Origin of the sequence: Allobaculum sp. (assembly GCF_047010065.1) — a bacterium.
GTDB classification, from domain to species: Bacteria; Bacillota_I; Bacilli_A; order Erysipelotrichales; family Erysipelotrichaceae; genus Allobaculum; species Allobaculum fili.
This window is the reverse complement of the sequence record NZ_JBKXLD010000079.1, coordinates 1-10,655: the sequence shown is the minus strand read 5'-3', so window position 1 is coordinate 10,655 and position 10,655 is coordinate 1. Positions and strand designations below refer to the sequence as shown.

At 51.9% G+C, this 10,655-nt stretch carries 9 protein-coding genes and 1 other RNA gene; 3 read left to right on the top strand and 7 right to left on the bottom strand.

What is annotated here, in order from left to right:
* The first annotated feature begins 447 nt into the window (after positions 1-447).
* Entirely contained in the window at positions 448-996 is a 549-nt protein-coding gene (locus ACLUYS_RS07525) for an energy-coupled thiamine transporter ThiT (RefSeq protein ID WP_230267520.1), read from the top strand.
* 157 nt (positions 997-1,153) lie between these two features.
* On the opposite strand, the gene rnpB is transcribed toward ACLUYS_RS07525, so the two are convergent.
* Together rnpB and ACLUYS_RS07515 are read right to left on the bottom strand one after the other, a co-directional pair.
* An RNA gene (gene rnpB / locus ACLUYS_RS07520) (RNase P RNA component class B) lies at positions 1,154-1,514 on the bottom strand.
* A gap of 44 nt (positions 1,515-1,558) precedes the next feature.
* The gene (locus ACLUYS_RS07515) at positions 1,559-2,014 is read right to left on the bottom strand and encodes a DivIVA domain-containing protein (RefSeq protein ID WP_230267519.1); all 456 of its coding nucleotides are present in this window, start codon (positions 2,012-2,014) and stop codon (positions 1,559-1,561) included.
* Between the two features lie 269 nt (positions 2,015-2,283).
* Between ACLUYS_RS07515 and recU the strand changes: the two genes are divergently transcribed.
* Together recU and ACLUYS_RS07505 are read left to right on the top strand one after the other, a co-directional pair.
* Positions 2,284-2,898 (top strand): Holliday junction resolvase RecU, encoded by a 615-nt coding sequence (recU, locus tag ACLUYS_RS07510; protein ID WP_230267518.1) that lies wholly within the window; start codon positions 2,284-2,286, stop codon positions 2,896-2,898.
* Positions 2,899-2,901: 3 nt separating this feature from the next.
* Positions 2,902-5,532, top strand: a complete 2,631-nt coding sequence (locus ACLUYS_RS07505; RefSeq protein WP_412659516.1) for a transglycosylase domain-containing protein — start codon at positions 2,902-2,904, stop codon at positions 5,530-5,532.
* Between the two features lie 66 nt (positions 5,533-5,598).
* Here the strand turns inward: ACLUYS_RS07505 and ACLUYS_RS07500 are convergent, their stop codons facing one another.
* The 5 genes from ACLUYS_RS07500 to ACLUYS_RS07480 all read right to left on the bottom strand — a co-directional run.
* Positions 5,599-6,999 carry a hypothetical protein gene (locus ACLUYS_RS07500; protein WP_412659515.1) on the bottom strand — a complete coding sequence of 467 codons (1,401 nt, stop codon included), beginning with the start codon at positions 6,997-6,999 and terminating at the stop codon, positions 5,599-5,601.
* A 316-nt stretch (positions 7,000-7,315) separates the two neighbouring features.
* Entirely contained in the window at positions 7,316-7,855 is a 540-nt protein-coding gene (locus ACLUYS_RS07495) for a nitroreductase family protein (protein WP_230267515.1), read from the bottom strand.
* Between the two features lie 172 nt (positions 7,856-8,027).
* Entirely contained in the window at positions 8,028-8,948 is a 921-nt protein-coding gene (locus tag ACLUYS_RS07490) for a calcium/sodium antiporter (protein WP_288340271.1), read from the bottom strand.
* Positions 8,949-9,164: 216 nt separating this feature from the next.
* Positions 9,165-9,749 carry a manganese efflux pump MntP family protein gene (locus tag ACLUYS_RS07485; protein WP_230267513.1) on the bottom strand — a complete coding sequence of 195 codons (585 nt, stop codon included), beginning with the start codon at positions 9,747-9,749 and terminating at the stop codon, positions 9,165-9,167.
* A 222-nt stretch (positions 9,750-9,971) separates the two neighbouring features.
* The coding region (locus ACLUYS_RS07480; RefSeq protein ID WP_412659514.1) for an HAD-IIB family hydrolase at positions 9,972-10,655 on the bottom strand (684 nt) is incomplete at its 5' end.

Here is a 10,655-nt window from a genome sequence, read left to right as displayed (position 1 = left end):
AAGGATGATGGGTATTTCTTTCTTAAGATCATCGATGCTTCAAGAAACCCATCAACCAAGAATCCCAAATTCCACAAAATTTTTCATCGAACCATTTTTCTAGTGAAAATGAGCCAAAAATAATAACTCAGACGAGGGGAAGCGTTTCGATTCGGCCGAAAAGCGGCAGTGTAAACGAAGGAAAACGCATAGAGAAGGAAAACGCACAGAGAAAAGGAAGAATTGAATGCGAACGTGTCCAATTTCAGGCGCCCGTCCTCTTTGCGTATTACAATACGTCTGTTCGTTCGCTGCTCGATTGAATGGTCCAGAATAAGGAAGAGAATTCTTTTCAGGCGCAAAGGAAAAGCGTTCAGCCTTCTTCTGGTATTTCGCTCTCTGGTGCACGAACGGCGTGCAGTCATGAAAATCCGGCTTTCTTCTGCGTATAAAAAGGAGAAAACGAAAATGTCTGATCGTTCAAAAACGAGTGTCCGCAAGGACAGCAAATTTACCACCCGAAGCATCGCCTACATGGCCATGTATCTGGCGCTGTTTTTTGTTCTCGACTACCTGAGCAATACCCTGCCGCTCTTCCGTATGCCGCAGGGCGGAACGCTCGGTCTGGGAACTATCGCGCTTCTTCTGGCCAGCTATCATCTCGGCTGGCAGCTTGGTCTGATTACCGCCATGCTTTCGGTTCTGATTCAGTTTGTTACCGGACAGATGTATATTCTGGGCTTTACACAGTTTCTGCTCGATTATTTCATCGCCTTTTCCGTGTACGGCATCGCATGCCTGTTCCCAAACTGGAAGTACTTTTATTCCGGTGTGCTGATCACCAACCTGATCCGCTTTCTGTCCTCGACCATTTCCGGCGTTGTCTTCTACGGCGTTACCTGGTGGGGATCCATCGTCTATCAGTCTTCCTATATGATTCCGACCCTGATCGTCGATCTGATTCTCGTTCCGCTGCTCGTTCGCGCGCTGTCCAAACGAGTTTCCTTCCACGTTTAGAAAAACGGTATCGGCAGACCCGGCGTTTCAAACTTACCCATGGTCTGCAGACAGCCAGGACGGATCTTCCCGATCCGTTCTGGCCTTTTTCTTTGTTCGATGCAGAAGGCATAAAAAAACGCCCGGACGAATCCGGACGTACAAACGTCTGAGCAAAAGTCATAAGCCATGTTCTGTTCTTTTCGCGAAAGCAAAAAGCCGCAGCAATTTATCTATGCGTACGCATCTGTCTCTGGCTTCAGTTGGCCTCGGACAGTTCCCCTACCAAATTTGGGTTTCTCGCTTGAGGGGTTTACCCGTTCCACCTTTTTCGTTTCCGAAAAAGCTTCGTCTCTGTGGCACTTTTAAAGACGTCGGCCATGAAAGGAGGATTCCTTTTTTAGGCTTCCGTACAGCCGTATGTTCTTGCGAACACCCCAGTCTTATTGATTCGGCTGGCACAAACACTACAGTCATCGCAGACTGTGCGAGCATGGACTTTCCTCTGGCAGTCAGGCTGCCAGCAGCTGCGTCGTTCTGTTCAGAACCATTTGTCGATTCAAAGAATCGATTAAAATTAAAATTAGTGCGAAGCGAATACAGCCGCTTCCAGACGGGCTACGCGCTCTTCGAGCGTGAGCGGTTCGGCTTTCTCTTCTTCTTTTTCTTCTTCGGCTGCCGCTTTAGCTTCTTCAAGCGCCTTGGCGCTGGCTTCCGCCTGCTCTTTGGCTTCCTGGGCCTGGCTGGAGAGCGCTTCGTTTTCCGCGGTCAGGTTTGCCACCTGTTCCGTGAGCGCCTTCAGCTGTTCCTGAAGGTCGGCGAGTTTTGCGGCCTGGTCCTTGTTTTCCTGTTCAAGCTGGACCACGCGTTCGTTGGAATGAATCAGTGCGGAGGAGAGTTCTCTGCTCTGATCATCAAAATCCTGATAATCTTCAATAATATCGTCCAGGAACGAGTCAACCTGATCGGCGTCGTAGCCTTTTTCCTTGGACGGGAATTCCTTATCGTAAATCTGCTGGGCGGTTAATCTGAATGCCATGTGAACTTCCTCCATTGCGTTTGTCATTATATCAAATGAAAAGAAACACCTCAATCCTTAAGGTTCCTTTCTTGTGATTTTATAGTATAATTTCACAATATGTGACTCCATCGTCTTACGCTCGTGAAAGCCGAATTTAAGAAAACGAAAACAAACACTTAATATCCTTTAAATAAAGCGGGAATATCCTGAATATGTCTTTTTGCATGGAACGGGACGAGCCGTCTGGTTCGTTGAAAGCGCCATGGTTTTTCTATATAATTCAGACGATGAGTCAGATAAAATATCCCGCCGGAATGCACAAGGCGCAGGGCGTGCGCCGCATGAGCGACAACCATGCAGACCGGGGGTCCAGTCTGGAAGACGATCTCAACGCTTCCAATCTGTACTACCGGGAGATGAAGCGGGCCCTGATCTATAAAAAGCCGACCCCTGTACAGGTCGTCCATGTGGACTACCCCAGCCGGGGCCGTGCGAAAATCACGGAAGCCTACTATCGAACGCCCTCCACGACCGACTACAACGGTCTCTATCGAGGAAGATACGTAGACTTTGAAGCCAAACAGACGCAGAACCGTACAAGCTTTCCTAAATATCTCGTCCAGGAACATCAGATTGAACACCTTCAGCGTGTTCAGGAACAGGGCGGGATCGGTTTTTTTATTGTACGCTTTACAAGTCTGATGCAAACGTATCTGGTCGATGCCGGCGATCTGATCGCCGCACACCAGCAGACGCAGGCGAAATCCATTCCTGTTTCATGGTTTGAACAGAATGGGATTCTGCTTAAAGAAGGACTTTATCCAAGAGTCGACTACCTGTCTGCAGTCGACGAGAAATATGCAGCTTATTATATGGAAACCCCTTTGAAAGGAGACAAATAGAAAATGGCACAGCAGCAACACGGGCGCCAACCTTCCGCCCGCCCTACTGGCAAGCCGCGAAAGACGCTCGATGCCTGGAACAAGATCGCGATCGCCGTTCTGACCCTGTTTCTGGTCGGATGCGTTTCGGTCTTCTTCGTGCTCGTCAATATTATTAACGACCCGGAAGGCATGCGCTTTTCCAAGGACGGCTTGTCCACATTATCCAACTCCCGAATCTTTGATGATTCCGGAAACATGTTTTATGAATTTGGTTCCGAAATCCGCGACGACATTACGTACGATCAGCTTTCGCAAAATGTCATCGACGCCTTCCTGGCGGTAGAGGATTCCCGTTTCTTTACTCATAACGGTTTTGACCTTCCGCGTTTCACGGCAGCCGCTCTTTCCAACCTGCAGAGCGGAAGTCTTGGCCAGGGCGGTTCGACACTGACCATGCAGATGATCGACAACGCCTTCACCAAAAACCAGGAAGCCAAGCTGGAAGCGGAAAAAGGTTCGCTTTCCACCCTCGATAAAATCAAGCTGAAGATCCAGGAAATCTACCTGGCTCTCATTGCGGAACAGACCATCGACAAGGAAGACATTATGGAGTTCTACCTGAACCGAATCTGGTTTGGTTCCGGAAACAACACACGAGGTATACAGAAAGCCGCGCGCTACTACTTCGATAAGGATGTCTCGCAGCTGAACCTTGGCGAAGCCGCCTTCCTTGCCGGAAGCATCAACGCGCCGTTTACCAACAACCCGCTCAACAACATCCACAACGCGTCGGATGAAACCGATACGATCGACCATCTCGCCGCCGGACAGGAGCGAAGAAACACGACGCTTCAGCTGATGCTCAACCACGGCTACATCACCGAAGAGGAATACAACCTCGAAAAGAACGCAGATCTGGCGTTCGCGCTGAACTATCACGAAACCATTTCCGTTGACCCGAACCAGGCCTACATTGACCAGGTCATTCAGGAAGCACAGAGCCTGACCGGTCAGGACCCGGCCATTATCCCGATGGACATTTACACCGCTCTGAATCAGGGCGCGCAAAGCGAGCTCGATAAGATCATGAACGGCGAAGTCGTCGCCTTCCCGAACGAGATGATGGACTTCGGTACGACGATCATCAACAACAGCACCGGTGAAATTATCGCCGTCGGTGCCGGCCGTCATTACCATTCCGATTCGGTATCGGTTAAGCAGGACAACTCCATGAACACCCGTCAGCCGGGTTCCGCCATGAAGCCGCTGCTCGCCTACAGCTCAACCTTTGATATTCTCGGCTGGTCAACCGCCCATATCGTGGACGACAAACCGGAAGACTACTGGCACAGCGGATCCAACCTGCGAAACTCCGACGGAAAATACGATGGGAAAATGTCGCTGGCCAGAGCGCTGGGCGTTTCGAAAAACACCACCGCCGCCGCAGCGATGATCGATCTTGTCGACGCGACCGGTACGGATTACTGGGTAGACTTCTGTAAGAAGCTCGGCTTCGATGAGCGAACCGCCGAACTCTTCGCCCCGCAGTATTCGATCGGCGGTGCCGACATGTACGCTTCCCCTACCCAGATGGCTTCGGCGTACTCGATGTTTGCCAACCAGGGTACCCGAATCAACGCGCACCGGATCCGACGAATCATCCGCCGTTCCGACAACATGGAAATCAGCGGCGATTCGACTGAATACGAACTGATTTCCACACAGGCCGCCTACATGATGAGCACGCTGCTCAAGGAAGTTGTTTACGGCGGCTATCAGAACTACAACGAAATCCTCGGCAGCCCGGATTATGTGGCCTACGCGAAATCCGGTACATCCTCCTGGGAAGAAGAAGGGGCCCAGTACGGCATCCCGGCCGGAGTTATGAAAGACGAATGGTCCATCGGCTACACCTCAACGTATTCGATTGCGACATGGTCCGGCTATCTGCCTGCCTACTTCATGCAGGGCTACTACATGGGCTGGACCGAACTCGAAGCCGCACCGGCCTTCCACATCAACCGCTACATGCTCGATTACCTGGCGCCAAACGGCAACTACCATGAAATCGAGCGTCCGGATCAGATTTCCGACTACAAAGGCGGTCTGATCAAAACCGAATTCCTTGAAAAAGGCGATCCGGATGCCGGCGACAGCTACACCAACCAGCTTCTTGAAGCCAACCGTAAAGCCTGCCTCGCCAGCGGCGGTTCCTTTGATAACGGAGCCTGCTCCTGCCCGGACGGCTATAAGCTCAACAACAACGCCTGCGTACCGGATGTAGAATCCGAAGTACCTTCCGAAGATCCGGATCTTCCAATTGATGATCCCGGCAATCAGGATCCCGGCAATCAGACGCCTCCAGGTCAGAATCCGGGCGATGATCCCAGCATTCCGACCCCGCCAACGGATCCAGGCACGCCGCCAGATGATCCGGGCAATGATCCTGGAACGCAGGTTCCGCCAACGGACACCCCGGATGTAGCTCCGCAAAGCACGACATCCTCAAACGGTACCGCCTATGCGGCCCGCGGAACGTTTTATCAGACGCTCGGCCGCAAAGCGAACAGTGCGCTGACCTTTGAGATTTCCTCGCTCACGCCGGCGGATCCAAAGTTTTTCCTGAAACGCAGTCAGAGAGCGATGCTCTAGAAACCCGTCGCCAAAGACAAACGCATTAAATAAAAACGGACAGATCTCTGCGATCTGTCCGTTTTTTCATATCTTATTGTCTGGCTGCGGTTTGGTCTGCGTATCCGGATCTGGATTTGTCTCTGGTTCTGGAATCTCCTGTGCTTCGGCCTGCGCTATCCCTGGCTCTTCCGTTACGCCATCTTCCGTTTTCTCTTCCGTCAGGTCGGTTAAATCCGCTGGCGCCTCTTCTTCGGCTTCTGGCGGATTGTAGAAGTTTTCGCGCAGCAGCTGTGCCTCGTCTTCACTGAGTGAGCGGCGCTTTACAATCGTATCGAGTACTTCTTCAAAAATGTCGTCCGCAATGAGCATTCCCAGTTCGGTCAGACGATTTCGTTCGATTTCACGAATCACCACGTTGCCGTCATAAAACTCGTCGAGATCCAGATACTTTTCGCTCTGCTTATACGTCCACATGTACACGTATTCGTTTTCGCTGAAGAAATCCTGAAAGATCCCGCCGCACTGACGGGTGATCCGGATTCGTTCCTTGCGGGCAAACGCGGGAGCCGCACCGGTCTTTTTGCGAGCCGGGTTTTCGTTCTGCTCGTCCTGTGCCTTGCGCGCTTTGAGCTCCTTTTCTTTCTGCAGGAGCGTAGAGGTTTTGCAGAAGCTGATCAGCGGATACTGCTCCGGCTGCTCGAGCTTCTCTTTTTGAAGGGACGCGAACGGGAAGAAGTAATGATTGATGCTCTCGATGGAAAGCACCTTGGAATCGGGCTGAGACTGTCTGGGGGAAGAAAGCCGATAGCCCCAGGCTGTATCCTGATCCACCGTACTGATCAGAAACGGCTCCCCGGAAGAAAGCGAAACAATATCCCCTGGAATTCTGGACTGGGGATGCGCGGAAATCTGCCAGACAGTTTCTTCCTCTTTCGGACTTCCTTTTCTTTTCTGCGTGCTGACTTTTCGAGTGCCGACCATGCGCAGAATTCGATCGGCAATGCGTCGATCCGATTCTTTCAGGCTGGTGGAAAGAGAGAGCACTTTACGCGCCGGGATTTCCTCCCAGTGGCTCAGATCCACAAACGTGCTGCCCTGCGCGTGGTAACGGGATCCAAACAGCATGAACTGATCGTAATCTTCCGGTTTCAGTTCCATCTGGACCCAGCTGGAAATTTTCTTTCGGCGCTTGTGCGAGGAAGGACAGCCGATCAGGCCGTCTTCGGTTTTGGCCAGAATCAGGTAAGGACGGCAGCGATGGCCTTTGGGGACATCCGCAAGTGCCCAGTCGCTCATGGGCATTTCACAGTAGACGAGATCGCCCGGCTGAACGCGATCAAACGCGTGAATTTCTCGAATCGTCGCGTTGGACTCAATCGCCCCGTACTCTCTTCGATTTTTCCGGAGTTCCCAATACGAATGGATATGTTCAAAAAAATGACGAATCGACTGGGCGGTCCGTTTCAGAACGTTCTGTTTCTTCACGCGCTCCTCGCCTCCTTTCTCCGGTTAAAGGGTTCTGCGGGCCTGTGCATTCTATTGTAGCGGGAATCTCGTCTATTCCCTATCCCTGTTTGAAACGACGCACACAAAGCCTGGACAGCACCTGATCATGAAAAAGAAAGGAAAAAAGCTCAGATCCAGAAAGCGCAGAACACGAAAAAGGACAAAGCCGTTCCGTGCCAAACGAGAAGCGTTCCGCGCGGGCTGCCTTGTCCATTTGTGTTTTCTGCTGGTGTGTTTTCTGTAGAACGAGCGGATTCAGCGGCTGGAATGGGCAGGATTAAGTGTCCGGGAGGAATCAGTCCTTGAAGACAGCGACATCCTTCAGCTTGTTTCGCTTTGGCATTTCCGGATCGATATCCGGTTTTCCTAAAGCGACGACGCACATGATTTTGAGCTCTCCTGGAATAGAGAGCGCCTGACGAATGGCCTGTTCGTTGTAAATCCCCATGATGAGCGTTCCGAGATCGAGACGCTTCGCTTCGAGGCAGAGGTTTTCTACCGCGAGGCCGCAGTCAAAGCAGCTCCAGCCTTCCCCGATCGCATTGGCGTATTCGCCGTCATTGCCCATGCCGCTTTTTCGCGGTTCATAGCATACGACGATCAGGCACGGGGCGTTTTCCGTGTTTTTCGCGTTAAAAGCCGGAAGACCGTTTTCCCGGAGCTCTGCGAGCAGCTGATCGTTGGTGACCACATACCAGCGCGGGCACTGCGAATTTTTCCAGCTTGGCGCAAGAATGGCGGCCTTGAGAACTCTGCGGATGTCCTCATGGTCGATCGGTTCGTTTTTATAGCGGCGGATTGCTCGACGATTTTCGAGTACTTTATCAAATTTCATGGAAAATTCTCCTCTGATGCAGGATAGCCGTACTGGCGCCTGTATTTTTAGGCCGCTGCTGCATGATGTCTTTTCCTTCAGACACCGAAGTGCGGAGCGAAAAAAAGATCCTGCTTTACCAGAAATTGTAGCAGGATCTCGATTTCATTCGATGCAAAACGAGAAGAATGGATCAGCGCAGGATGGTATAGGCCACAAAACAGCAGTAAACCAGGATCATGCAGATGCCTTTGGTTCGATTGAGTTTTGGAGAGAACCAGCACAGTGCGAACATTCCGATGGCGACGGCCAGAAGAATGGCGGAATCGATCACGTTAAACATGTCTGCACTAAGCGGCGAGATCGTCGCGGAAGCGCCGAGAATGAAAAGAATGTTGAGAATGTTGGAGCCGATGGCGTTCCCGATCGAAAGGCCGCTTTCGCCTTTTTTCGCCGCGGTCACGGAAGTAACCAGTTCCGGCAGCGACGTTCCGACCGAAACGACGGTCAGACCGATCAGGTTTTCGGACATGCCCAGACTCGCCGCGATCTCCTTGGCGCTGTCGACGGTGATGTCGCCGCCAAGAACGATGGCCGCAATGCCGATCAGAAGCAGAACCGGAATTTTCCAGGTCGGCATCTGCTTTTCATTGCTGTCTTCTTCGACCGGGTTCTTTTTCGCGTCCCGGATCAGCACGTAAAGATAAATCGCCAGGATGATCAGAAAAAGAATGCCTTCTACGCGGCTGAGGTTTCCTCCGAGAAGGAAGAGAAGCAGAAGCAGCGAGCAGAAAATGTTGACGCCCATATCCCGGCGAAGAACCGTTTTATGGATGACAAACGGGGTAATTGCCGCGCTGGCGCCGACCACGACGAGCGTATTGAAGATATTCGATCCCAGTACGTTGGAAATTGCCAGAGCGTTGCTGTTGGCAATGGACGCCGAAATGGACACGGACGCTTCGGGAAGCGAGGTGCCCAGTGCGACGATCGTCAGACCGACAATAACCGGCGAAACTTTCATTTTCAGTGCGGCGGCACTTGCGCCGTCCACAAACAGGTCGGCGCCCTTAATCAGCAGGACGAAGCCGACGATAAGCCATAAATAAGCCATAGATACCCTTTCTTAAAAACCATGCTCCGGTTTGGACGCAGGTCTGTCGTATGTACTGTTGTATGTACTGTCATACGACGTAAAAACGGCAGATTTCGGTTTGCCGCGCCTGCGGTGTTTCCGTTCTGCCATTTCAACGCTCTTAACTTTCTACTCTCTTTTCAAATTGCCTCTTCTTCCGCCTGGATGCCCGTCGGACGAGGTCCTGCGAAGCGATCAGAGAATTCCGTAAGAAGAAAGCAGAATGTGTATGCCGATCAGAATCAGAACCAGACCGCCCGCAATTTTGGCTTTTTTCTGGAAGTGACTTCCGGCGGCGGAACCGAGCCATACGCCGAAGGCGCAGAAGATTCCGGTGACAATCGCGATGATCACACAGGCAAGCATCGCATTCGCCCAGACCGGCCATGCGGCGACGATTTCTACCGGCGTCATCGAAAAGGAAACGCCGACAGCGAGCGCGTCGATCGACGTCGCAATCGCCAGCATGAACATTTCTCCGGTTTCAATGGAAGAATCGGTATCTTCTTCCTTTCCGGATTCACGGATCATATTGATCCCGATGAAGGCCAGCAGGCCAAAGGCGATCCAGCTCGAGAACGACTGTACGGCGCCGACAATCATCGCGCCGAAGAAGTAGCCAAGAGCCGGCATGAGGCCCTGAAACAGACCAAACCACAAGGCGCAGGCGAGCATGACTTTCCCGTCGGCATGCTTTGTGGCCAGACCTTTACAAATCGAAACAGCGAAGGCGTCCATGGCAAGTGCCGCAGACATAATGATGACCGTTACCAGATTCATGTAATTCCTTCTTTCCGTTTTGAAATCGCCGACCGTCTTTTCCACTCTGCCAGAACTGTCCGGCAGGAAGGCTAAGCCGGAATATTATACCCCACGAAATCTTCGAACGTGTCGTTCTCGATCGTTCAAATGATTTGTCCGCGCTTACTCCGATCGGGAAGTACACAATTCAAAAAGGCTTAAAACAAAGCCGATTTGCGTGCGCAGACGCAGAGTCCGCTTTCATTTTTTGGTATGGGCTTTCGTGTTTGCGGGCAGGCCGAGCGCCATAAGCGCTTTTCGAATTCCGTCCTGCGTATTGGAATCCGTTACAGCCCACGCCTGCTGTTTTACGAAGTCTTTCGCATTGCCCATCGCAAAGGAAAAAGGCACGGTTTCAAACATGGAGACGTCATTTTCCCCATCGCCAAACGCGATGACCTGATCGCTTTGCCAGCCTTCCCGTTCCATCAGCCGGCGAAGGCCTTCGCCTTTCGAAAAGCCCAGAGGCAGCACTTCAAGCTGACGCGGCGTCGTTCGATAAATCGAAAACCGATCGCCAAAGCGCGCCTGCATCCGTTCGAAGAGTTCGATCAGCGGCTGTTCTTCCTGCATGATCTGCAGCTTGTTGACGGGCTTGAAAATTTCCTCGGCGCTTTTTACGTAATGAATTTCCGGATAGCCGTCGCGCATGTCCGCCAGCCATTTCCATGGCCCTGCCGTCCAGGGATAGTCGTCATCCAGATGATTTTCCCTGCGCAGCAAAATTTTATGTTCCCGTATCGCCGGAGAAAAATAGACAAACATGCCGTCGTCAAATACGGCCTGGCTTTCCGCGTTCTGTCCGATCAGCCACGTGTAGATCTCCCGGATTTCTTCCGAAGACATCTCGTGGTATTTGGTACGTTCCTTTGCAGAGAGATCGTA

Excerpts from the sequence above, each read along its gene's own strand:
- ACLUYS_RS07525 (WP_230267520.1), top strand. The coding sequence starts at position 448 with ATGTCTGATCGTTCAAAAACGAGTGTCCGCAAGGACAGCAAATTTACC.
- ACLUYS_RS07485 (WP_230267513.1), bottom strand. The coding sequence starts at position 9,749 with ATGAATCTGGTAACGGTCATCATTATGTCTGCGGCACTTGCCATGGAC.
- recU (WP_230267518.1), top strand. The coding sequence starts at position 2,284 with ATGAGTCAGATAAAATATCCCGCCGGAATGCACAAGGCGCAGGGCGTG.
- ACLUYS_RS07505 (WP_412659516.1), top strand. The coding sequence starts at position 2,902 with ATGGCACAGCAGCAACACGGGCGCCAACCTTCCGCCCGCCCTACTGGC.
- ACLUYS_RS07490 (WP_288340271.1), bottom strand. The coding sequence starts at position 8,948 with ATGGCTTATTTATGGCTTATCGTCGGCTTCGTCCTGCTGATTAAGGGC.
- ACLUYS_RS07495 (WP_230267515.1), bottom strand. The coding sequence starts at position 7,855 with ATGAAATTTGATAAAGTACTCGAAAATCGTCGAGCAATCCGCCGCTAT.
- ACLUYS_RS07515 (WP_230267519.1), bottom strand. The coding sequence starts at position 2,014 with ATGGCATTCAGATTAACCGCCCAGCAGATTTACGATAAGGAATTCCCG.